General features: G+C 50.7%; 19 protein-coding genes. 18 read left to right on the top strand and 1 reads right to left on the bottom strand.

What is annotated here, in order from left to right; all coding sequences use genetic code 11:
- Window positions 1–32 precede the first annotated feature (32 nt).
- The 5 genes from EJP77_RS04555 (at window position 33) to EJP77_RS04535 (ending at window position 3,613) form a co-directional block, all read left to right on the top strand.
- Window positions 33–473, top strand: a complete 441-nt coding sequence (locus tag EJP77_RS04555) for a YlbF/YmcA family competence regulator (RefSeq protein WP_127197958.1) — start codon at window positions 33–35, stop codon at window positions 471–473.
- A 42-nt stretch (window positions 474–515) separates the two neighbouring features.
- On the top strand, window positions 516–779 hold the full coding sequence (locus EJP77_RS04550; protein WP_127197957.1) for a YlbG family protein: 264 nt from the start codon (window positions 516–518) through the stop codon (window positions 777–779).
- Between the two features lie 482 nt (window positions 780–1,261).
- Window positions 1,262–1,699 carry a hypothetical protein gene (locus EJP77_RS04545; protein WP_127197956.1) on the top strand — a complete coding sequence of 146 codons (438 nt, stop codon included), beginning with the start codon at window positions 1,262–1,264 and terminating at the stop codon, window positions 1,697–1,699.
- Between the two features lie 115 nt (window positions 1,700–1,814).
- Window positions 1,815–2,720 (top strand): selenium metabolism-associated LysR family transcriptional regulator, encoded by a 906-nt coding sequence (locus tag EJP77_RS04540; protein WP_127197955.1) that lies wholly within the window; start codon window positions 1,815–1,817, stop codon window positions 2,718–2,720.
- A 29-nt stretch (window positions 2,721–2,749) separates the two neighbouring features.
- Window positions 2,750–3,613, top strand: coding sequence for a PHP domain-containing protein (locus EJP77_RS04535; RefSeq protein WP_127197954.1), 864 nt, complete (start codon window positions 2,750–2,752; stop codon window positions 3,611–3,613).
- A 113-nt stretch (window positions 3,614–3,726) separates the two neighbouring features.
- Here EJP77_RS04535 and EJP77_RS04530 read toward each other — a convergent pair whose 3' ends face one another.
- A complete protein-coding gene (locus tag EJP77_RS04530; protein WP_127197953.1) occupies window positions 3,727–5,490 on the bottom strand; it encodes an Rqc2 family fibronectin-binding protein in 1,764 nt (587 codons plus the stop codon).
- A gap of 180 nt (window positions 5,491–5,670) precedes the next feature.
- Here EJP77_RS04530 and EJP77_RS04525 point away from each other — a divergent pair, with 180 nt between their 5' ends.
- From EJP77_RS04525 to rlmN, 13 genes are all read left to right on the top strand, one after another.
- Window positions 5,671–8,466, top strand: a complete 2,796-nt coding sequence (locus EJP77_RS04525) for a calcium-translocating P-type ATPase, SERCA-type (protein WP_127197952.1) — start codon at window positions 5,671–5,673, stop codon at window positions 8,464–8,466.
- A gap of 68 nt (window positions 8,467–8,534) precedes the next feature.
- Window positions 8,535–9,371, top strand: coding sequence for a diaminopimelate epimerase (dapF, locus tag EJP77_RS04520; protein WP_127197951.1), 837 nt, complete (start codon window positions 8,535–8,537; stop codon window positions 9,369–9,371).
- Window positions 9,372–9,540: 169 nt separating this feature from the next.
- Window positions 9,541–11,436 carry a bifunctional homocysteine S-methyltransferase/methylenetetrahydrofolate reductase gene (locus EJP77_RS04515; RefSeq protein ID WP_127197950.1) on the top strand — a complete coding sequence of 632 codons (1,896 nt, stop codon included), beginning with the start codon at window positions 9,541–9,543 and terminating at the stop codon, window positions 11,434–11,436.
- A gap of 35 nt (window positions 11,437–11,471) precedes the next feature.
- Window positions 11,472–12,359, top strand: a complete 888-nt coding sequence (locus EJP77_RS04510; RefSeq protein WP_127197949.1) for a YicC/YloC family endoribonuclease — start codon at window positions 11,472–11,474, stop codon at window positions 12,357–12,359.
- A gap of 54 nt (window positions 12,360–12,413) precedes the next feature.
- Window positions 12,414–12,674 (top strand): extracellular matrix/biofilm regulator RemA, encoded by a 261-nt coding sequence (remA, locus tag EJP77_RS04505; protein ID WP_005548256.1) that lies wholly within the window; start codon window positions 12,414–12,416, stop codon window positions 12,672–12,674.
- Window positions 12,675–12,687: 13 nt separating this feature from the next.
- A complete protein-coding gene (gene gmk / locus EJP77_RS04500) occupies window positions 12,688–13,260 on the top strand; it encodes a guanylate kinase (RefSeq protein ID WP_127197948.1) in 573 nt (190 codons plus the stop codon).
- 55 nt (window positions 13,261–13,315) lie between these two features.
- Window positions 13,316–13,546 (top strand): DNA-directed RNA polymerase subunit omega, encoded by a 231-nt coding sequence (rpoZ, locus tag EJP77_RS04495; protein ID WP_127197947.1) that lies wholly within the window; start codon window positions 13,316–13,318, stop codon window positions 13,544–13,546.
- Between the two features lie 77 nt (window positions 13,547–13,623).
- Complete coding sequence (coaBC, locus tag EJP77_RS04490) at window positions 13,624–14,844, top strand: bifunctional phosphopantothenoylcysteine decarboxylase/phosphopantothenate--cysteine ligase CoaBC (RefSeq protein ID WP_127197946.1); 1,221 nt, start codon at window positions 13,624–13,626, stop codon at window positions 14,842–14,844.
- On the top strand, window positions 14,844–17,402 hold the full coding sequence (gene priA / locus EJP77_RS04485; RefSeq protein WP_127197945.1) for a primosomal protein N': 2,559 nt from the start codon (window positions 14,844–14,846) through the stop codon (window positions 17,400–17,402). Before coaBC ends, priA begins: the two co-directional genes overlap by 1 nt.
- Window positions 17,403–18,865: 1,463 nt before the next feature.
- Window positions 18,866–19,432 (top strand): peptide deformylase, encoded by a 567-nt coding sequence (gene def, locus EJP77_RS04480; RefSeq protein WP_127197944.1) that lies wholly within the window; start codon window positions 18,866–18,868, stop codon window positions 19,430–19,432.
- Between the two features lie 9 nt (window positions 19,433–19,441).
- Window positions 19,442–20,383: a methionyl-tRNA formyltransferase gene (gene fmt / locus EJP77_RS04475; protein WP_127197943.1), complete on the top strand. Its 942-nt coding sequence runs from the start codon at window positions 19,442–19,444 to the stop codon at window positions 20,381–20,383.
- Window positions 20,380–21,831, top strand: a complete 1,452-nt coding sequence (rsmB, locus tag EJP77_RS04470; RefSeq protein WP_425464222.1) for a 16S rRNA (cytosine(967)-C(5))-methyltransferase RsmB — start codon at window positions 20,380–20,382, stop codon at window positions 21,829–21,831. The genes fmt and rsmB overlap by 4 nt, the downstream gene beginning before the upstream one ends.
- Before the next feature lie 130 nt (window positions 21,832–21,961).
- A complete protein-coding gene (rlmN, locus tag EJP77_RS04465) occupies window positions 21,962–23,008 on the top strand; it encodes a dual-specificity RNA methyltransferase RlmN (protein ID WP_127197942.1) in 1,047 nt (348 codons plus the stop codon).
- Window positions 23,009–23,013 lie beyond the last annotated feature (5 nt).

Below are 23,013 nucleotides of genomic sequence, written 5' to 3'. Positions count from 1 at the left end.
GATAGAACATTCTAAGAATTGGGATGAATTTCATGAGCGTATCAGAGAAGAAGACGGTCGATATGGCCGAGATGCTTACTTACGCCTATGAATTAGGCGATATGATCAATAGCTCTGCCTGTGTAGCTGAATACCTTCATTGGAAGCAGCAGGTGGAGAAAGATACAGAAGTACAGCTTATGGTTAAGAAGCTGGAGTCAAAGAAAGAATTGTTTGAAGAGACCCAGCGCTTTGGGCATTTCCACCCAAACTATCATGAGGCAATGGGACAGGTTGCTGAAGTGGAGCGGGAGCTCGAACAGATTGAAGCCGTAAGCAGGTTCAAGCAAGCTGAGAAGGAACTTGATGAGCTCCTTCATCAGATGTCCGAGACCCTTGCTTATGCGGTGTCTGACAGTATCAAAGTGCCAAGTAACGATCCGAACCCCAAAGGCGGGGGATGCGGCAGCGGCGGTAAATGCAGCTGCGGATAATTGGCTGAAATTTTTGCGGAAGAAAGCGGGGCAGGAGGCGCCATGTTTCAGGAGCGTACAGGCTATATTATATGGGTCAGCGATATGAAGGCGGCAAGGAACCTGGATAAATACGGAAGCGTGCATTATTTGTCGAAGCGTATGCACTATGTAGTGATGTATGTGAATGCAGAGCGGGCTGAGGATATTATGAAGAATGTCCGCAAGCTGTCTTATGTTCGCAAGATTGAACGATCTTACCGCAATGAAATCAAGACCGAATACACCAAGGATGTACCAGACAAAACGCAATATTACGGCCTGTAAGCATCCAGGCTTACAGTTTGCTTAGCATATGCAGAGAGTGTGTCTTATGACATGCTCTCTGCATTTTTTGTTACTAAGGATTCAAACGAAAAGATGAAAAAATTGTTTTTTGACTTCAAATTGTCGAAAATGCTATATTTTGTCTAACATGTCTGCCACGAAGATGAAGAACTTCATGATTATAACGCCATCCCCTCATCTATTCACATATATTGCTTTGAAATCTAGAAATGCCACTCAGCCGCTAACGAACTTCTTCCCCTATGAAAAAATGAAAAATAGGAATAAACTCTGTTGAATTTCATAGAATTGTAAAAAAAGGAAACATGGGAACTAAATTATCCGTAAATAAAGAAAGCGGTTCATCTAGCTCGCTTATTTCGATATAAAAGGTTGTAACTTGTGATTTAATAGGTTTTCATGTAATATGATGGGTAAATATACTTAGATACAAAGACCTATTTAGGGTAGGGGGTGTAGTAGTGAAAGATAAGATCATGGAGAGATGGAACACATACGAGGCCTTTTTCGTTCAGTTGGGAGACAAGAAGGTGGCCGATGTCATTATTACCAACCACGCTAATATCAGATATAACGACCGCATCGTCAAGAATCAGACTTCATCTGACTCAATTGCAGCATGGATATGGGAGTGTCTAAAGCAAAACCGGATGGTCCCTTACTACCGGAAGGAAGAGGATGTATATTTAATTGATGATGATATTGTAGTCGTCGCAGAATTTACTGAGCTGCCTGGTGAAGTGGATCTGGCTGGCAATCCGCTACATAAAATGATCGTCGTTACCTTCCTGGGTAAGATGTCAGAAACCATTGAGCTTCGTGATCTGAAATCCTATTATTCCTGGCTGCGCCATTCCCGTCGTATGACCTTAATGAAGAACAGCCGCAAGCGCAAATAGCTGCAGGCCTGATATATTGAAGAGACATAAGACACAAGGGGTGAGATACCTGGGTGTCTTTTTTTGTGATCTTTGGCATGCTATTGTAGATAGACGAAGAAAGGACGGGGACCGAATGGCACTTAACTATCATCAGCTTCACATATTTTACACAGTAGCGGAAAAAGGGAGCTTCTCCGCTGCAGCTCAGGCTCTGCATATGACGCAGCCTGCCGTAACGATGCAGATCCAGTCCCTTGAGGATTATTTTGGAACCAAGCTGTTGGTACGCTCTACAAAACGAATAGAGCTATCAGAAGCAGGTAGAGCTCTTATGCCTTATGCGGAACGTGGAATCGATCTTATGCGGGAGACAGAAAGTGCAATGGCCCGCTTCACTCATATGTTGGAAGGCCGGCTGCAGCTTGGAGCCAGTCTGACGATAGGGGAATATGTACTTCCCCGTCTCCTGGGCCCGTTCGGACAGCAGTATCCTCATATCAATATTGTGCTCAAAGTGATGAATACAGCGGAGATTCTCGAGCAGATTCTGCATCACCAGCTTAGCTTTGGACTTGTAGAAGCAGCTGTACAGCACCCGGATATGGTCATGGAACCTGTCATGCAGGATGAACTCAAACTGATTGTACCGGCTGAACATCCGTTAACCCAGCAGGGTGAGGTTTATCTTCGGGAAGTGCTGGATTATCCATTCGTGCTGCGTGAGAAAGGTTCTGGAACCCGGCAGGTCATGGAAGAGGAATTGACCCGTCTGCAAGTGGACCTAGACCTAGTAAAGACCGTTATGGATCTTGGTAGTACAGGGGCGGTGAAGTCGGCTGTAGAAGCGGGGTTTGGAATTACCATGCTGTCACCTTCATCAGTTAAGCACGAGGTGGCCCTGGGTCTCCTGAAGGTGATCGATATCAAGGATGCTGCATTTAGACGTAATTTTTATTCCATTCATCTGAAATCTACTTTATTACCTATTTCGGCAGTCACTTTTCTTGATTTCTTGCGGGCACAGAAGCTGCCGCTTTGAAGCAAATTTGGTAGGAGGAGACGAGTCATATGAGCAGTATACAACAGGACGGGCGATACGATCTGCACACACATACCCAGGCCTCCGACGGCATGAACGCACCTGCTGAGAATGTTCGCCTGGCGAAGCAGAAAGGTTTGGCAGGGCTTGCGATCACCGATCACGATACGTTATCCGGTATTGAAGAAGCCATGGGGGCCGGTAAAGAGATTGGAGTGAATGTGATTCCTGGGGTAGAGATTAGCACCCGGGCATCCGGCAAGGATATTCATGTTCTGGGATACTTCCTTCGGTATGAAGACGAGACACTTCGTTCGCGGCTGGAGCAACTCCGAACAGTACGCGAGACGCGGAACGAACGGATTCTTGAGAAGCTGAATACACTGGGTATTTCGATAACAATGGATGAAGTGATCTCTGGACTCGGCAGGGAGCTGGGTCCTGATGATAGTGTCGGCAGACCTCACATAGCGGATGTTCTGGTTCGCAAGGGAGTTGTGGCTGATCTTCGTGAAGCCTTCGACAAGTATTTGGCAGAAGGTGCTGCTGCTTATGTATCACTCCCTAGAGTGGGTCCTGTGGAAGCCATCGCCTGGATCAAGGAAGCAGGCGGCGCCTCTGTTATAGCTCATCCGGGGCTGTATGGAGATGATGACCTTGTCCGGCAAATTATAGAAGAAGGTCAGCCAGCTGGAATTGAGGTTTATCATTCCGATCATGGACCCGAGGAAGAGGAGCGTTATCGGGGTATGGCCTTGGAATACGATCTGGTCATGACGGGAGGCTCCGATTATCACGGTGTCCGCCGTGGACAAGTATTCCATGGGGATCTGGGCAGCCGTACGGTAGAGGCTGACGTGCTTGAACAGCTGCGGAGCAGAACCGGCCTGTAATAGGCCGCTGCCGAGCAGATTTACTTAATCAAAAAAAGTTATCCGGCTCATCTGTTAAAGCGCCGGATACCTTTTTTAATTGAGTAAGCTAACCATTCTGATTGAACCTCATACTATCCGTTCTTCACCGCACTCTTCAGACTTTTCACAAGTCCTTCGTCAGGTGTGATGAACAGGGTCTTCTGATGATCGTAAATAACGAATCCCGGCTTGGCGCCGCTTGGCTTGCGGACATGCCGGATCAAAGTGCAGTCAACCGGTACGCTGCTGGACTCTTTGGCCTGGCTGAAATAGGCAGCAAGCTGAGCCGCCTCCTCCAGGGTGGACTCTCCAAAGGAAGCACTGCGGATAACTACGTGAGAACCCGGGATATCCTTGGTATGGAGCCAGGTATCACTGGCTTTCGCCAGCTTGTTGGTCACATACTCATTCTGCAAGTTGTTCTTGCCCACATAGATTTCAATTCCTTCCGAAGAAGTATACACATGAAGTGTAGGGCGATCGTTCTTTTTCTTCTTCCGGTTCTTCTTGCTGCGGTCCCGCAAGTACCCCTGCTGAATCAATTCGTCCCTAATCTCATCAATATCGCTTAAGGATGCGAACGCAAGCTGTTGAAGCAACCCTTCTACGTAAGCAATTTCCTCATGGGTGATGCGCAGCTGCTCATCAATGACGGCCAGGCTGTTCTTGAATTTGTTGTATTTCTTGAAATAGCGCTGGGCATTCTCAGATGGAGTTAACAGCGGATCTAGCTGGATGCGTTCCATGGCCTGATTTTCATCGTAATAATTCACCAGCTCGATTTCCTTGTCACCTTTCTTAATCAGGTGAAGGGAGGGGAGCAGAAGCTCGCCCCAGATGCGGAACCGCTCGGCATCTTTGGCTTCGTCCAGATCTTCGTCCAGCTTGCCCAGTTTCTTGATGTTCTTGGTTCTCTCATTCTGAAGGAAGCGGATTAAATCACTGACCTTCTGTTTAACTGTATCGCGTTCCGCCTTGTCCCCGTAGTAGTCCTCAAGGCAGGTGCTGATGGAGGTGTAATGCTTGGTATCTCCTTGGATCAGCGTAAGTGGAATAGCGGAGAAGATGCTTTTTCCTTTGGCGTTAACGCCTGTAACAGGTTCGTAACGATGTTCGCGGACCCGCGTCATCAGGCTGTCAAAAGTCTCCCAAAGTGCATCGATCTTGGCGGAGAGATCACCAGAGTTATGATCAAGCCCCGCACGGTAATGAATCTCCTGGGCTATCAGAGGACTAAGCCCGCTAAAGGTATTCACGATCCAGCTTGGAACCTGATCTAAGGCAAGGTCCGCAGAAGCTGCATGGTACGCCGCTACAAAGGCTTCTTTATCCACAGTTAATGGATTCAGTTTGTGCTGCTGCGGAGGTTCTGTATAGCTGAAGCCGGGCATAACGACCCGGTAGCTGCTGATCGAGGGAGTAACATGGTGAATCCCGTCCAGCTGGGTCCCGGTTGCCGGATCCACAATAATAATATTGCTGTGGCGCCCCATGAGCTCAATAATGATTCGTTTGCTCGAGACGTCCCCGAGTTCATCGCGCTGACGCACATCGATCTGAATCGTACGCTCCAATCCGCTTTGGGTAATGGATTCAATTACACTGCCTTCGCAATGCTTACGAAGCAGCATACAGAACATGGGTGCTTCCTGCGGATTGAGGAAGGTCTGATCCGTGAAGTGAACACGCGGATAAGTCGGATTCGCCGAAAGAATCAGGCGCCGGTTCTCTCCCTGAGCTCTAAGATTAAAAATAATGTCGTTAGGTGAAGGCTGGTGTATTTTATTAATTCTTCCGCCAACGCAGAGCTGCAGCTCATGCACAATTGCGCGGGTTACAATTCCATCAAGTGCCATATTCGCAGATTCTCCTGTCTATCTTTACGTCTTCCTTTACTATGATGCCATAGTTGGGGCAAAAACTTAAGGCCTTCCGGGTGATAATTTAGGACTTGTCTGAATACATTTACCCTAGTACAGGGTGGAAAAGCTCTCACACTGCCAAAAATGCGGGAAATACGGGAGGGAATTGCGAGCATGGAACAAAAAAACTGGCACCAGTGGAGTGCCGATGAGCTCTTGGAACGGTTCGCTGTGGAGCCGAATCAGGGCCTTACTGCTGAAGAGGCGCAGCGGCGGCGCGAACAGAGCGGCTCGAATGAGCTGTCTGAAGCCAAGCGCATCTCGCCGCTGATCCTGTTTCTGAACCAGTTTAAAGATTTTATGATGCTGGTCCTGATGGGGGCGACGCTGGTATCGGGCCTACTCGGTGAATATTTGGATGCCGTCACAATTGTGGCAATCATCGTACTCAATGGGGTTCTCGGCTTCATTCAGGAATTTCGGGCAGAAAGATCGCTGCGTGCTCTGAAACAGCTGTCTGCTCCTCATGCTAGAGTAAAGCGCGATGGTGCCGTAGAAGACATCCCTGCTAGGGACCTAGTGCCCGGTGACATCGTGCTGCTGGAGAGTGGTGACCGGATTCCTGCGGATCTGCGCTGGCTCAAAGTGAACAGCTGTGATGTGGAAGAGTCCGCGCTTACCGGGGAATCCCACCCTTCTGGCAAAATAACCTCTGTCATTCCATCTGCTGAGGTGCCACTCGGGGATCAGAAGAATCTGGGATTCATGGGAACCATGGTTACCCGCGGATCAGGTATGGGAGTTGTGATCCGTACCGGCATGGATACGGAGATGGGGAAAATCGCAGATTTGATCCAAAGCACAGAGGCTCAGGAAACCCCGCTGCAGCGGCGTCTGGAGCAGCTAGGCAAAATATTGATTATTCTCTCTCTCGGCTTAACGATTCTCGTAGTGCTTGCAGGTATTCTTCATGGACAGCCTGCCGGCAGCATGTTCTTCGCGGGTGTGAGTCTGGCGGTAGCGGCTATCCCGGAAGGACTACCCGCAATTGTCACCATTGCCCTTGCACTAGGTGTGCAGCGCATGATCAAACGCAAGGCTATCGTACGCAAGCTGCCGTCGGTCGAGACACTGGGTTGTGCCTCAGTGATCTGTTCGGATAAGACGGGAACCTTAACCCAGAACAAAATGACCGTGAAGCAGGTCTGGCTGGAAGGACGCTCTTACGAAGTTACCGGGGATGGCTATGAACCAGCAGGCTATGTACTGTATCAGGGCAAGCCTGCGGATTTCAAGAAGGAGCCTTCTTTACGAAGACTGCTTCAAATCAGCTCTTTATGTAATAATGCCGAGATCTATGAAACAGGTTCCGAGGAACAGCGCGGCAAAAAGAAAGGGAAGGACGATTCCGGCCCGCAGTGGCAGTTAAAAGGGGATCCTACAGAAGGGGCGCTGCTTACCCTGGCTTCCAAGGCTGGCTTCTCTCCGCAGTCCTTAAGCGGAATGTACAGCCGGGAACATGAATTTCCTTTTGACTCTGACCGAAAACGGATGTCTGTGATTGTGAGCCATCAGGGGGGCAGGCTTTCCTACGTCAAGGGAGCGCCTGACATGCTGCTGGACCGCTGCTCTTATATTTTGTGGGAGGGGAATGTAGTTCCGCTTACCGGAACTCTTCGGCAAAAAGTGGCCGCTGCGAACGAAAACATGGCCCGCTCCGCGCTTCGCGTGCTCGGTCTGGCCTACAGAGACCTCAGACCTCATGACAATACTTCCTCTGTTGACCAGGTTGAATCCCAGCTGATCTTTGTTGGGTTGACCGGTATGATCGATCCACCGCGCAAGGAGGTGCGCGAAGCCATCTCTGTCTGCCGCAGAGCGGGCATCAAGACTGTAATGATTACCGGTGACCATGGGCTGACAGCTGAGGCGATCGCTAACGAGCTGGGGATCTTGGTGCGCGGAGGCCTCTCGCTGACTGGACAGCAGCTTGCAGCTATGAGCGATGAGCAGTTGGATAAGCAGGTAGATAACGTCTACGTATATTCCCGAGTCTCGCCAGAGCATAAGCTGCGGATTGTGAAATCTCTGCAGCGTAAAGGCCACGTGGTGGCGATGACCGGAGATGGGGTCAACGACGCTCCGGCAATCAAGGCGGCAGATATCGGAATTGCCATGGGAATTACGGGGACGGACGTGTCCAAGGAAGCGTCCTCCCTGATTCTAAATGACGACAATTTCTCAACGATTGTGGCGGCCATTGAAGAAGGGCGGAATATTTACGAGAATATTCGGAAGTTCATCCGCTATTTGCTCGCTTCGAATGTCGGTGAGATCCTGACGATGTTCTTCGCGATGCTGGCTGGTCTGCCGCTGCCGCTGCTGCCGATTCAGATTCTTTGGGTGAATCTGGTGACTGACGGCCTGCCGGCGATGGCCCTCGGCGTTGACCAGCCTGAGAAGGACCTGATGGAGCATAAGCCGAGAGGGGCGAATGAGAACATATTTGCCCGCAGACTGGGCTGGAAGATTATCAGCCGCGGAATCCTGATCGGGTTATGTACGCTTGGCGCTTTCTGGGTGACTCTTCAGGTAGCACCTGACAGTCCGGAGCAGTTAATGCTCGCCCAGTCTGTGGCCTTTGCAACCCTGGTTCTGGCTCAGCTTATCCATGTTTTTGACTGCCGGAGCTCCCGGTCGATCTTCCACCGGAACCTTTTCCAGAACAAATATCTGGTGCTTGCTGTCCTGTCCTCGCTGCTTCTCATGCTGGCGGTCTTCTATATCGAACCGCTTCAGCCGATCTTCAAGACGGTTGCACTTGGACCGCGCGAGTGGGCCATCGCCTTTGTAGCTGGAGGGATTCCAACGTTCCTGATGGGAGCCGGCAGTGTGCTGTCAACCAAGAAACCGCGCAAATCCGGGCCGCAACGCGCTCTGCCGGTGAATAGTACAAATATTCGGGCATAAAATGAATAGCTTTTCCTCTCTCGAAAATATAGACTTATTACATAAGAGAGATAAAGAGAGGGATAGCTATGGAATTTACAAAAATGCATGGACTCGGCAATGACTTTCTGGTCTTCCATGGACACCAGGCTTTGCCGGATAATGTGAGTGACCTCGCAGTGAAATGGTGCGACCGCTTCTTCGGCGTAGGTGGGGATGGGCTGGTATTCATTCTGCCATCCGAGAAAGCGGACTTCCGGATGCGGATTATTAACTCCGACGGCTCTGAAGCCGAGCAGTGCGGGAACGCCATTCGCTGTGTGGCCAAATATGTGTATGATCATAAATTAACGGATAAAGAGAGTATTACGATTGAGACGCTGGGAGCTGGCGTGCAGCCGGTTAGTCTGAAGGTCGAGAATGGTGTGGTTCAGACCGTTAGGGTGGACATGGGCGAGCCGATTCTGGACGGTCTTGCAGTTCCAACCACGCTTGAAGGCAATCCGGTACTGGACCGTCCGATCGAAGCGGATGGACGTGAATTCAATTTCACAGCCGTTTCTATGGGTAACCCTCACTGTGTCATTTATGTTGAAGATGCCCCTAATTTCGATCTGGGGACCTGGGGGCCGAAGCTGGAAGTTCATCCGTATTTCCCCCGGAAAATTAATGTGGAGTTCGCTACAGTTACTTCCCGTGATCGTGTCGAGATGCGGGTGTGGGAACGAGGTGCCGGCCCGACGCTGGCCTGTGGTACAGGTGCTTGTGCAACTCTGGTATCCTCTGTGCTGAATGGGCTGACCGATCGGGCGGCGTGGATCGGTCTCAAAGGTGGAGATCTCTATATTGAGTGGAATGAGGAAGACAACCATGTCTATATGACCGGGCCTGCGGCTGCGGTCTACCAGGGAACTATAGAAGCCTAAGGCTCACTGAGTGCTTAGGGTTCAATAAGGCAGCCTTTCTCTTAGAGAGGCTGCCTTTATTTGTATTCCGGACTTACGGTGGGTTAACCTTATCATCCTGCCTGATTTATGTTACATTATAGTGAATATTAAGAGGAACGTGTTCCGCAATAGGTTGGAGGATGCTTAAATGAAACCGGAATTGGAGTTACGGGCAAGGCTTAGTAGAGAAGTTCTGATCGGTGACGGGGCAATGGGAACTTATTTGTATCAGCTGGGATTTCCAGTGGGGATCTCTTTTGAAGAGCTGAATTTGATCCGCCCTGAGGTAATCGGGGATATTCATAGACAATACTCGGATGCAGGAGCACAAGTGCTCGAGACGAACACTTTCTCAGCCAATTACTATAAACTATCTAAATTCGGGCTTGAGAGTAAGGTAGAGGAAATTAACCGTGCTGCCGTTCGTATTGCACGTCAGGCGGCCGGCGAGAACAAATATGTAATCGGAACGGTAGGCTCGATCCGTGGCGGCAAACGTATAAATGTATCTAATAAAGAGCTAAGACGTTACTATGAACAGCAAATATCGGCTCTCCTTGAGGAACAGGTAGATGGAATACTTCTAGAGACGTTCTTTGATTTGGATGAAATGCGGATCGCACAAGATATTGTCCGGAAGAGCAGTGACACCCCTGTGATCTGCCAATTTGCAGTGGATGATATCGGGAGAACGACGGATGGCTATTCTATTATAGATGCCTTCTCCATTCTACGCCAAGAAGGAGCCGATGTTCTCGGCTTCAACTGTCACTCGGGTCCTAAAGGGATCATGGGTGTAATGAGCAGGTTGAACGGACCTCTTGATCTTCCTTTATCCGTCTATCCGAATGCGGGTCTTGCTGATTACGTGGACGGTGAATATATTTACGGGGCAACTCCCGAATACTTCGGACAGAGCGCCATTTCCTTCGCGGATCTTGGAGCGCGTCTGATTGGGGGATGCTGCGGGACAACCCCGGATCATATTGCTGCAGTGGCAGCAGCTTTGAAGAATTATACACCGGTATCTTTACCTGAGACATCGCTGCTCTCCCATGAATCAGTGCCAGTGATTGTGGCTGAACATGCTGCCGAAGAACGCGAAGTGCCGGGCGGACGGCCTGAAGGACCCTCCATCGTAGATCTTGTCAAGGAACGTCATACCATTATTGTAGAGCTTGATCCACCACGTGATCTGGATATTACCAAGTTCATGGAAGGAGCGTCTGCTCTGAAAGAGGTGGGAGTTGATGCCCTTACACTGGCGGACAATTCACTGGCGGTTACACGTATGAGTAATATGGCTTTGGGTCACCTGGTTCTTACCGAAACAGGTCTGCGTCCACTGATTCATATTGCCTGCCGGGATCGTAATCTAATTGGGACGCAGTCCCACTTAATGGGATTTGATGCGCTGGGGATCGACCACGTGCTTGCGGTCACCGGAGATCCTGCTAGATTTGGCGATTTGCCTGGGGCAAGCTCTGTGTATGACATGACTTCCTTCGAGATTATTAGGATGATCAAACAGCTCAATGATGGTATTGCCTTCTCGGGTAAGCCGCTTAAGCAAAAAGCAAACTTTGTTGTAGGGGCAGCATTTAATCCTAACGTGAAGCATCTGGATAAGGCGGTTCAGCGCCTGGAGAAGAAGATTGCTTCCGGAGCCGACTATATTATGACCCAGCCCGTATATGATGTGAAGTTGATTGCTTCTATTAAAGAAGCAACCGCACATTTGGATGTTCCGATCTTCCTCGGAATTATGCCGCTGGCCAGTGGGAAGAATGCAGAATACCTGCATAATGAAGTGCCGGGAATTCAGCTGTCCGACTCTGTGCGCAGCCGCATGGAAGGACTCCAGGGTGAAGAAGGTCGGCGGGTTGGCGTTGAGATCGCCAAGGAACTGCTCGATGCAGCCATGGACCACTTTAATGGAATTTATTTAATGACCCCTTTCATGTTTTATGAGATGACAGCGACCTTGACAAAATACGTAAAAGAGAAGTCGAAAGAGCGCGGGGCCCACTTGTTTCACTCATAATTATCAATTACAATAGTGTAACGGATGTGATGCCGATGTCATTCAGTATGACCGGATTCGGTCAGTCCGCCCAGCATTTTGGCGGCTATGTGATACAATTTGAAATTAAATCAGTCAATCATCGTTATTCCGAGATTGTGCTCCGCATGCCTCGGGAATGGACTTGCTATGAGGATGAATTGAAACGTATTGTACAGCGTCATATCAAGCGGGGACGGATTGATGTCTATATCAATAAGGAGAAGGAAGATGAGTCTTCCAGACCCTTTGTAGTGAACACTTCCGCAGCTAAAGCTTATCTGGATGCAGCCCGTCAGCTTGGAGAGCAGCTTGGCGTTGACAGTTCCCTAACTGCTCATCAGCTTCTGACCATGCCAGATGTGCTTGTTAGTGAAGATGCTCTGCCAGCGAGCCTTCATCCAGACGAAGACTGGGAGAAGGTTCTCAAGACCGGTCTGGAGCAGGCCTTATCAGGGCTGATCAAGATGCGGGAGAAGGAAGGCCTCCACCTGACGAAGGATTTGGAGGATCGCCTGTCCAAGCTGGAGGAGTTCCATGCCGAGCTTACTCAGCTTGCGCCAACGGTGGTAGGAGATTACCGTAACCGGTTAAAGCAGAGGGTCTCCGAACTTCTTGACGGAACCATGGATGAACAGCGTTTCAGCATGGAAGTGGCGATTTTTGCAGATCGGTCCAATGTTGATGAAGAGCTGACCCGATTGGGCAGTCATTTTGAACAGTGCAGAGAGCTGCTTCATACCCGTGAACCAATTGGACGGAAACTGGATTTTCTCATTCAGGAAATGAACCGGGAAGTAAATACGATTGGGTCCAAGGCCAATCATTTGGCTCTAGTGAACCGTGTTGTCGAAATGAAAGCGGAGCTGGAGAAAATTCGCGAACAAGCGGCGAATATGGAATGACGAAGATTCATTTCGACCTAAATGAGTCAAGTAAATAGGGGGATTAACCTGAAGATGGCGATTAAACTCATTAATATCGGTTTTGGGAATATCGTATCAGCTAATCGGATTATTTCTATTGTTAGTCCGGAATCTGCACCGATCAAGCGGATTATTCAAGAAGCAAGAGATCGGCATATGCTGATCGACGCTACCTACGGACGCCGGACGCGTGCAGTCATTATTACTGACAGTGATCACGTTATCCTGTCGGCTGTTCAGCCGGAGACGGTTGCGCACCGTCTGTCCACGAAAGATGATGACAACGACGAATGATATGGAGAGAACAATGTCAAAAGGGTTACTAATTGTATTGTCCGGCCCATCTGGTGTCGGTAAAGGAACAGTATGCAGCGCACTCCGCAAGCGGGTACCGGAACTTGTATATTCCGTATCCGCAACTACGCGTCAACCGAGGATCGGTGAAGAGCACGGAGTGAATTATTTTTTCAAAAGCCGGGAGCAGTTCCTGAGTATGATCGAGAACGATCAGCTGCTGGAGCATGCCCAATATGTCGATAACTTCTACGGCACTCCGCGTGACTTTGTGGAAGAGACCATCAACAGCGGCAAGGATATTATTCTTGAAATCGAAGTTCAGGGTGCACTTAAAGTGAAAGAGAAATTCCCGGACGGTGTATTTGTATTCCTGCTCCCCCCTTCTCTTGAAGAGCTGAAGGATCGGATTCAGGGACGCGGTACGGAGAATCAGGCGACCATTGACCACCGGATGTCTGTTGCTCTGGACGAAATCAATCTGCTTGAGTATTATGATTACGCAGTGGTTAATGATCAGATTGATCTGGCATGCAAGAGAATAGAATCTATTATTATCGCCGAACATTGTAAAGTGAGAAAGTAAGACCAATAGACCGGGCGTATATACATAACCAGCCCGAAAGAAGAGGTGTCCCGTAATGTTATATCCATCGATTGATAAAATGCTGGAGAAAGTAGACAGCAAATATTCGTTAGTAGTCGCAGCTTCACGTAGAGCAAGACAACTCAGAGAGGGAGAAGGAACCGATCTCAAACAGGCCAAATCTCACAAGCAAGTTGGTGTTGCGCTGGAAGAAATCTATGGTGACTACGTTCGCATCAAGCGGGACGGTCAGAACCTGGCGGAATTGGATAAACTAGACAAATAATGACTGGCCTTCGGGCCGCTTCCAACAACCGCAAGGTTGTTATTTTTTTCTATATGTAAGGAGAGCGAGGGATTAGGATGTTAACCGGCAAGAAGATTCTGCTTGGCGTAAGCGGGGGAATAGCCGCCTTCAAAGCGGCTTCGCTATGCAGCAAGCTGGTGCAGAGCGGTGCGGAAGTGAAAGTGATCATGACCGAATCGGCTACAAAATTCATCACGGAGCTTACCCTGCAGGCCTTGTCGCGCGGGCCAGTCTACACGGATACTTTTGATGAGAAGGATCCTGCCGTTATCTCGCATATCGATCTTGCTGACTGGGCTGATCTGGTGCTGGTGGCTCCGGCTACGGCCAATATTATCGCCAAAATGTCAGTGGGTATCGCGGATGATATGCTGTCCACCACGCTGCTGGCTACAGAGGCACCGATTATGCTCGCTCCGGCCATGAATGTTCATATGTATCAGCATCCTACCGTGGTCCGTAATTTAGCGGACCTTGCTGCCCGTGGCGTGATGATGGCTGAACCGGGCGAAGGCCTGCTGGCCTGCGGCTACGTGGGCAAAGGGCGGATGGAGGAACCGGAAAGTCTGGTTCGGATTGTAGAGGCTTTTTTTGATAGACAGATGAGATTGTCTTCCAAGCCTTTGAAAGGCCGTAGGGTGATCGTTACGGCTGGGGCCACGGTAGAGCGCATTGATCCGGTTCGATATATTACAAATGATTCCTCTGGCAAAATGGGCTTCGCTATCGCTGCTGCGGCACGTGACCTGGGAGCAGATGTTCATTTGATTATGGGCAGCACTCAAGCGTCCCCGCCGCAAGGGATTCCCCATACTCGTGTGGAGTCAGCTCAAGACATGTATGATGCCCTTCAGGAAGTGTGGGAGACGGCAGACATCGTCGTGAAAGCTGCTGCAGTGGCTGATTATCGGCCTAAAGAGCAGTTTGACCGCAAGATCAAGAAAAGTGGGGACCAAATGTCGCTGGAGCTCGTGAAGACCGTAGATATTCTGGAAAGCCTTGGACGGATGAAGACGACTCAGTTCCTGATTGGGTTTGCGGCGGAGACGAATGATTTGGATAAGTACGCCATGGATAAGCTGAGACGCAAAAATTGTGATCTGCTAGTTGCTAATGATGTGACTCAAGAAGGAGCCGGTTTTGGAACAGATACGAATGTAGTTAGTATATTTGACAGCAGCGGGCTAGTAGAAGCACTACCGCTAATGTCTAAAGAAATGGCGGCGCTGCGTATCATGGAGCTGGCTGCGGAACGGCTAGCCGGAGCGTTAGATTAATGTATACCATTGCCAAGGTTATCGTAGATGTTCCGAGCAGGGAGACAGACCGGCCTTTTGATTATTTGATACCTGAAAGCATGCGTGACTGGATTGAGGTAGGGAGCCGGGTTGCTGTTCCTTTTGGACGGCGAACTGTGCAGGGGTTCGTGATCTCTCTGGAACACGAGTCAAGCCTGGACAGGTCCAGAATGAAAAAGATCCAGGAGCTGCTTGATCACCTTCCGCCGCTTCCGCCGGATCTTGTAGAGCTTGCGGAGTGGATGAGCCGGGAATATGCGTGCAGCACCATTTCTTCTCTTCAGGCGATGATTCCTTCGGCCCTCAAAGGGAAGGCTGAGCGCTACATCAGCTACGCTGAGCCGGATGAACGTCCAGAGGGGGAGTCGGAGGGTTCAGTTGAGGACGGAACGGGGACGGAAGGCCTTTTCTCATTGTCGCTGCTGCAGCCTGCTGAAGAATCTGAAATTATTGAATACGTTAAGGCCGCAGGGCCAGTAACCTTCACTCATCTGGATGCAAGATATCCCGGCCGCGGGGCGATGATTAAAGGATTGATGAAGCGCGGCGTGCTCACCGAGAGCCAGGCGATCAAGGATAAGCTCCGAATCAAAACGGTAAAAACCGTTTCTGCAGCGGTAGCTGGTGAAGAAGCAGAGGAAGCACTAGCTTCTTTCACCGCACAGGCTCGCAGGCAGCGAGAAGTGCTTGCTTTCCTGCTTGAGGTACAGATTCCGATCGGGATGCAGGAGCTTCTGACAACCCTCGGCGTTACGGCGGGGACGGTGAAGAAGCTGGCGGAGAAAGGCTTCGCCGTGATCGAGGATGTTGAAGTGTTCCGTGATCCCTATAAGGATCGCCGCTTCAAGCCTACGGCTCCGCTGACGTTAACACCAGAGCAGCAGGTAGCTTTTGACCATATAGCGGGGCGGCTGGACAGTCATGAGCACGGTGTATTCCTCCTGCATGGCGTGACAGGCAGCGGTAAGACCGAGGTGTATCTGCAGGCGATTCAGCGATGTATTTCCGAGGGCCGGCAGGCGATTGTTCTTGTACCTGAAATCTCCCTTACTCCGCAGATGGTCGAGCGGTTCAAAGGGAGATTTGGTGACAAGGTAGCTGTGCTGCACAGCCGCTTGTCCGGCGGAGAACGTTATGATGAATGGCGCAAAATCCGTGAAGGTAAAGTGGAGGTTGCAGTTGGTGCCCGTTCTGCTGTGTTTGCGCCTTTTCCCAATTTAGGTCTTATTGTTATGGATGAGGAGCATGAAACTTCTTATAAGCAGGAGGAGACGCCGAAGTATCATGCTCGGAATGTGTCTGTCAGACGGGCTGCACAGCATGATGCTGTTGTGATCCTGGGTTCTGCAACTCCTTCACTTGAAAGCTATCATGCGGCAAGGTCGCAGGCTAGCGATGATTTTGCTCCAGTTCTGCTTGAAATGAAGATGAGGCCAGCAGGAAGCGAATTGCCTGTGGTTAGGATTGTAGATATGCGTGAGGAACTGAAGGATGGGAACCGGTCCATGTTCAGCCGTGATCTGCATCAGGGTATTGTGGCAAGGATGGAACGCGGGGAACAGACCGTATTGTTCCTGAACCGGCGGGGCTTCTCTACCTTTGTGATGTGCCGGACCTGTGGTTATGTCGCAGGTTGTCCCGAATGTGATATCTCCCTTACTTACCATCAGAAATCTAATAACCTGCGCTGTCATTATTGCGGCTATTCCGAGCCCGCCCCTTCCGTATGTCCGGAGTGCGGCAGTGAGCATATCCGTTATTTCGGAACCGGTACGCAGCGGGTTGAGGGTGAGCTTGCGAAGCTTTTCCCCGGAATCCGGGTGATTCGGATGGACGTCGATACGACGGTAGAGAAGGGGTCGCATGAGAAATTGCTGAATGCTTTTCGGGAGAAAAAAGCGGATGTCCTGTTGGGTACCCAGATGGTTGCCAAAGGGCTTGATTTTCCTGACGTCACCCTGGTTGGGGTGATCGCTGCGGATAGCTCACTGAACTTTCCGGATTTCAGGGCGGCGGAGAAAACATTCCAGCTGCTGACTCAGGTGGCGGGACGTGCAGGCAGGCACCACCTTCCAGGAGAGGTGTTCGTCCAGTCCTATACCCCCGATCATTATTCCATTATCCATGCCAGCCGGCATGATTATTTATCTTTTGTACGGGATGAGCTGAAGCACCGTAGGACTCTGGGATATCCGCCTTACTGCAGGCTTATTCTGGTTACCATGACCCATGAGAATCTGCAGATTCTTGTGCGGATGGCTGAAAACTTTGTTAGTGATCTTAGAGGGAAGGCCCAGCAAAAGGGCTGGTTTGGCGGACTTGACCGCTTCACCTCAGATGCCTTTGATATTCTAGGGCCGATCGCTTCGCCTATTCCGAGAATCAAGAACCGCTACCGGTTCCAGTGTATGGTGAAGTACCGGGGAGCGATGGATGCGGTTCAGCTGGTGCGGGATGTCAGCAACTTGACGCTGGAGCACTTGAAGGATGCTTCACTGCAAATTAGTATTGATGTGGATCCACAGATGCTAATGTAAGGCTTTCGAACCCACCCAAACCCTCCCTTCCAAGGGAGGGCCCCAAGGGCTTTGCCCTCTGGACACCCTGCGGAGGAACGTAGGGGGTGGCAGAGACGGCGCTTTGTGACTTTGGCGGTTGGATCGCTTGCCATCCCTGCGGGACCCGCTGTCTGCTAGGCGGGACTTTGTTACCTGGGAAAGTCGCTATGGAGCGGCTGTGGGAGTTGGGGAGTTAATTGGGTGCGGGGTGTCGCTTGTCGCCACTTTGGGGCACGCTTTACTGTTGCGAACCCACCCAAACCCTCCCTTCCAAGGGAGGGCCCCAAGGGCTCTGCCCTCTGGACACCCTGGCGGACTAACGTTGGAGTGGAAGAGACGGCGTTTTGTGACTTTGGCGGTTGGATCGCTTGCCGTCCCTGNACCCTGCGGAGGAACGTAGGGGGTGGCAGAGACGGCGCTTTGTGACTTTGGCGGTTGGATCGCTTGCCATCCCTGCGGGACCCGCTGTCTGCTAGGCGGGACTTTGTTACCTGGGAAAGTCGCTATGGAGCGGCTGTGGGAGTTGGGGAGTTAATTGGGTGCGGGGTGTCGCTTGTCGCCACTTTGGGGCACGCTTTACTGTTGCGAACCCACCCAAACCCTCCCTTCCAAGGGAGGGCCCCAAGGGCTCTGCCCTCTGGACACCCTGGCGGACTAACGTTGGAGTGGAAGAGACGGCGTTTTGTGACTTTGGCGGTTGGATCGCTTGCCGTCCCTGCGGGACCCGCTGTCTGCTAGGCGAGATTTTGTTACCTGGAAAGGTCGCTATGGAGCGGCTGTGGGAGATGGGGAGTTGGTGAGTGCTAGGAGTCGCTTTTCGCCCCCCTTGGGGCACGCTCCCTGCTTGCGAATACTACCATTTAGTGGAGTGTCGCTGCGGGAGGCTTTCCCTAGAGGGGCGCATGATGCATAGTAGGGAAGAGATGTTGAGGTTAGAGATCCAGAGAGAAGTTAAGCCGTTGAAGTGGCTTATCTCAATGAAATGCGTTCAGTGCAGAGCAGGGATTATAGTGCTCCTGAGCTCCATTGCTCCGCCGTTAAGATTTAATGGTGTCCAGACGGACCCAGCGGAGAGGACGGAATCGTTCTGTAGAAGCGTTAGCGTTCGCCTTTGTCTCTAAATTTCTACCATAGAATACTAGGATAAAGGAAATTTAGAGACAACAGCGATCGGAAGAATGATCCGTCCTCGTAGCGAGCTTCACGACAGAAGATTGATCCGTCCTCGTAGCGGGCTTCACGACAGAAGAATGATCCGTCCTCGTAGCGGGCTTCACGACAGAAGAATGATCCGTCCTCGTAGCGCTCAACGACAGAAGAGTAATCCGTGCTCGGAGCGTGCTCCACGACAAAAGAATGTTCCGTCTTCGAAGCACCCTACAGTGTGCCGCGATCAAGCTTGAGCTATTTTATATAGGAATGATATTAAAGGATGGTGCGTTATGGCGATTAGAGAGATTGTACTTGAACCGAATGAGGTGCTGCATCAGGTAGCAGAAGAAGTGAAGCAGATTACACCGGCTATCCGCAAGCTGCTGACTGATATGGCCGATACGATGTACGAAGCGGAGGGAGTGGGCCTTGCTGCTCCGCAGGTAGGTGTGCTGAAGCGGATTATTGTTATTGATGTTGGCGATGACAACGGGCTGATCGAGATGATTAACCCAGTGATCGTGGCCTCAGAAGGAGAACAATTTGGTCCGGAAGGCTGCCTGAGTATTCCAGGTTACCGCGGGGATGTGCGCCGTGCGAACCAAGTGACAGTCACAGGGTTTGACCGTAAAGGTAAAGAGATTACGATTACTGGAACCGAGCTGCTAGCCCGCGCTTTTCAACATGAAATTGATCATCTGAATGGTATTTTATATACAGAGCTGGCTGAGAATTATTATGAGATTCCTCCTGAGGAAGAAGAGGGATTCGAACAAGAACAAGCACATGAACAAGCACAAGCACAGGAGCATGTACAGAAAACAGAGGCACAGAAACCTAACCAAGAGAAGGAGTGAACAAGACCGATGAATATCGTTTTTATGGGAACTCCTGATTTTGCTGTACCTTCGTTGGAGACACTATTAACCGAAGGGTACAACGTTGTGGCGATAGTCACACAGCCGGATCGTCCTCAGGGCCGGAAAAAGGTCCTCACACCCACGCCCGTCAAGGAAGCCGCACTACGTCACGGACTGCCGGTGCTCCAGCCGCAGCGGATGCGGAGTCCGGAAGCTGTAGAAGCGCTTGCCGCCTATAAGCCGGATGTAATCGTAACGGCAGCTTATGGACAGATTCTGCCAAAGGCCGTGCTTGATCTACCGCAGTATGGCTGTTTGAATGTACATGGCTCATTGCTGCCAAAGTATCGCGGCGGAGCGCCGATTCAGCGGTCCATCATCAATGGGGAGAAGGAGACGGGGATCACCCTGATGTATATGGCCGAAGGCCTGGATACGGGAGATATGATCGCGAAGTCGGTTGTACCGATCCAAGACGAGGATACTTCGGGTACATTATTCCAGAAGTTGAGTCTGGCGGGTGCAGCTCTTCTTAAGGAACAGCTTCCGCTGGTTATTGATGGCCGGGCTGAACGGATTCCGCAAAATGAGGATGAGTCCACCTACGCCAGAAATCTGACCCGCGAGGACGAGCGAATCCCGTGGTCGGATTCCTCACGAGCGATTTATAATCGCGTGAGGGGATTGGTTCCTTTTGCAGGCGGCTTTACGCTTTGGAACGACGAGGTATTTAAGGTCTGGGAAGTTGCGAAGCCTACGGATGGAGCTTCAACAGGCGGCAATCAGACTCCCGGGACGGTGCTGGGCTTTACCGCTCAAGGCATCGAAGTCAAGACGGGAGATGGGGCGGTTATTCTAACTAAAGTACAGCCTGCAGGCAAAAAGGCGATGGACGCGGCCGAATTTTTGCGCGGCGGGGTTCTGAAGAAAGGCGAGGTTTTCTCTTGAGCAGTTCTAATGGAAACGGCAGAAAAGAAGGTTCGTCACAGCCAGTTCGCAGTGGAGGTCCTAAATCTAAAGGCCATGTGAATAAAAGCTCGGCCAAACCCGCATCCGCTCGGGAAGTGGCCCTCCAGGTGCTGACCCAGGTAGAAGAGGAGGGCGCATACAGCAATCTCCAGCTGAACGGCGCACTGCAGAGAAGCGGCCTATCCGGGCCGGATGCCGGTCTCGCTACTGAGCTCGTATACGGTACGATTTCTCGTTTGTCGACGATTGATTATTTTCTGGAACCCTTTGTAGCCAAAGGGCTTAAGAAGCTTCAGCCTTGGGTACGCAATTTGCTCCGGCTTAGCTTCTACCAATTGCACTATTTAGACCGGATTCCATCCCACGCGGCCGTTAACGAAGCAGTGAATATTGCCAAGAAGAAGGGCCATCAGGGCATATCGGGAATGGTCAATGGCGTTCTGCGTAATGTGCTGCGCCGTAAGGAGGAATTGAGGCTGCCCGAAGGACTTCCCCCGCTAAAAAGAATCTCTCTTGAGCATGCCCATCCGGAGTGGATGGTTGGCCGGTGGATCAAGCAGTATGGGGAACAGGAAGCTGAGGCAATCTGCCGTGCGAACAATGAACCGCCTTCGGTCAGTGTCCGGGTGAACCGGGCGAAGATCAGCAGAGCTGCACTTATAAAAGAAATGCAGGATCAGAGTCTTGATGCTGAGGAGTCTGCTTTATCGGAGGATGGCATTATTGTGCGCAGCGGCGGCAATATGGCGCTCACGGACTGGTACCGAGAAGGGTATCTGTCCATTCAAGATGAAAGCTCCATGTTGGTCGCTGCGGCTGTTGACCCAGCGCCGGGAATGAGAATCCTGGACTGCTGCGCTGCTCCAGGGGGCAAGTCCTGTCATATCGCAGAGAAGCTGGATGGAGCAGGAGAGATTATCGCCAACGATGTCCATCCCCACAAGGCGAAGCTGATTGCGGATCAAGCGGCGAGACTTGAGCTGAACACCGTTCGCACTACAACCGGGGATGCGCTGGAACTGGCGAGCAAGTACCCGCCTGGATCTTTTGACCGGATCCTTCTCGATGCTCCATGTTCGGGGCTAGGCGTCATCCGCCGAAAGCCGGATTTGAAGTGGGCCAAGCAGCCTGAGGATATCGACGAGATCTCGCAGCTTCAGCTGAAGCTTCTGGATGAGGTGGCAGGTCTGTTGAAACCAGGAGGAATCCTAGTCTACAGCACCTGTACGGTTGAAAAGAGAGAGAATGAACGTGTTGTCCAAGCTTTTCTGGGCAGCCATTCCGAGTTTGCAGAAGCGCCGGATCTTCCGGACAGCTTGAAGCAGCTTGAAGCCTTGAAGCATAGAGAAGGCCCAGGGATGCAAATCCTTCCTCAGGATTATCATTCTGACGGATTTTATATTGCCCGCCTCCTCAAACTAGGTTAGTATGTCAGAAGGCATCTCCCCGCTGGAACTTTCCAGCGGGTTTTGCGCTTTAGTCTGAACTGTGTTTATGATAAAATGGGAAGAATGAATATCAATTAGAGTCTAACTTAAATAGAACAGGTGTGTGATCATGAAGCCTTTTATATATGATTTTACTTTAGAAGAACTGCAGGAATGGGCTGTATCCCAAGGTGAGCCCGCTTTTCGCGGAGGGCAAATTTTTGATTGGATTTATGTAAAGCGGGTTAATTCTTTTGACGAGATGACGAACTTGTCCAAGAGCCTGCGCGAGAAGTTGAAGGAAAGTTTTCAGTTCATTACCCTCAATGAAATAACCAAGTTCGAATCCAAGGATGGAACGGTGAAGTTTCTGTTCGGTCTGCATGATGACCACGCTATTGAGACGGTAATTATGAAGCATAACTACGGTAACAGTATCTGTGTAACTACACAGGTCGGCTGCCGTGTAGGCTGTACCTTCTGTGCCTCAACGCTTGGGGGACTGAAGCGAGACTTGACGGCGGGTGAGATTGTGGCGCAAGTTGTACGGGCCCAGCAGATTTTGGATGAACGCGGTGAACGTGTAAGCAGTATCGTAATCATGGGAACAGGCGAGCCGTTCGAGAATTATGAAGCGACCATGAAATTTTTGCGCCTCATGATTCATGAGAAGGGCTTGAATATCGGTCAACGGCATATTACTGTATCAACCAGCGGTATTGTGCCTAATATATATAAATTTGCTGATGAAGATACTCAGATCAACCTGGCTATCTCCATACACGCTCCGAATGATGCGCTTCGGTCGAAGCTCATGCCGGTTAACCGCCGCTTTCCATTTGATGATGTGATGGAGTCGTTAAGATATTACCAAGCCAAGACGGGGCGCAGAATTACTTTTGAATATGCGCTAATTGGCGGCGTGAACGATAGACCTGAGCATGCGGAAGAGCTTGCCAGTGTCCTCAAGAGCATGCTCTGCCACGTTAATCTGATCCCGGTTAACTATGTACCGGAGCGCAAGTACACTCGAACTTCCAGAAATGACATATTTCAATTCCAACGCATATTGGCGGACAAGGGAATCAATGTTACGATCCGCCGGGAACAAGGTCATGATATCGCAGCTGCCTGCGGTCAATTGCGGGCGAAGCATATGGAGTCTGGTGCGAGGTGAGAAGA

Source organism: Paenibacillus zeisoli, assembly GCF_003994465.1.
Classification (GTDB): domain Bacteria; phylum Bacillota; class Bacilli; order Paenibacillales; family Paenibacillaceae; genus Fontibacillus; species Fontibacillus zeisoli.
This window is presented reverse-complemented; position numbering and strand designations above follow the sequence as displayed.